Genomic DNA, 1,145 nt, shown 5'->3' on the forward strand with positions numbered 1-1,145 from the left:
AGATGTGGATAAGCGACAGGGAGGGGCAGCAGGGTGGCGGGGCTGGTGACCGGGCCGGAGAGGGCGCTGTACGGGCGGAGCAGGGCGGTCAGATGGGTGCCGAAGGCGGACCGGTCGCCGCTCGCCAGGGCGTGCAGGGCGTGCAGGGCCGTGGTGTGGGGGTGCCGCAGGAGACCCTGGGCGCCGCCCGTCATGTGCTCCAGGGAGTGGATCCGGGCGTACGCGGCGTCGAGCGCGGCGAGGACGTCCGCCCGGGTGGGCGGGTGGGCGGCGGAGTCGTCCCCGGTGTCGCCTATGACGTACGCCATGAAGCCGCTGATCAGTTCGACCGAGGGGAGGCCCGCGCCGCCTTCCCTGGCGGCCTCGCGGGCGAAGTGGAAGGCCTCGCCGTGCCATTCGGCCTTGTCGGAGAGGACGGCCAGGCAGAAGGAGTCGAGCCAGCGGTGCGGGGTGGTCGGGGCCGGTGTCTCGGGGTGGCTCGGTTCGGGCTCGTAGTCCCGGCCGAAGTTCACGTAGTTGAGGAACACCTGGAAGCGGTTGTGCGGGTGGTACACGGTGTATGCGACCGCGCCGGCCGCCGCCTCGGTGGCGTCGTCGAGGACCGCCTTGGCCTCCGGGACGTCGAGGTCGGGGTTCTGCAGGGAGAGGGCGGCCAGGTACTCCACGAGCCGGTCCGAGATCCACCACCACTCGTGGGCCGTCATGGCGCCGGCCCTCGACATCGACCAGACCTCTCCGACGATCCGGTTGTGGAAGTCCTCGCGAACCGCGGATATCGCCGCCGCGTCGACCTGGTGGCGTTCTCTGCGCACTGCTGTCCCGCTCCCCATGGAAGTGATCTTGTTCGCCAGCCTAGGCCGTACCTCGGCGCTTGAGGGAGGCTCGGCGGGTGGGGCGCGGCCCGGAGGGAGGGCTGAGGGAGCGGTTTCGGCCACCTGGGCGGGGCCGCGGGGATCAGGGGGTTTCGGACGGTGGAAGGGGTGCGGGTGGAGGAGGGCGAGCAGGGGGCCGTACGGGCGTTCCTGGCCGGGGTGCGGGTCGGTGAGGTGCTCGGCGGGGTCGTCGCCGAGGTGACGTCCCGCGGGGCGGCCCTGGTGCTGGACGGGTTCCCGTCGCGTCCGCTGGGGGCGGTGGGGGCTCTGGAT

Annotated in this window: 1 protein-coding gene; it reads right to left on the reverse strand. The window is 72.5% G+C overall.

Annotated features, from left to right (window positions below):
* A partial coding sequence (locus tag AOK15_RS41345; protein WP_205632333.1) for an Imm49 family immunity protein occupies nucleotides 1–812 on the reverse strand: 812 nt, incomplete at its 3' end.
* Nucleotides 813–1,145: the final 333 nt, after the last annotated feature.

This window comes from Streptomyces ossamyceticus, assembly GCF_001418475.1.
Classification (GTDB): domain Bacteria; phylum Actinomycetota; class Actinomycetes; order Streptomycetales; family Streptomycetaceae; genus Streptomyces; species Streptomyces ossamyceticus.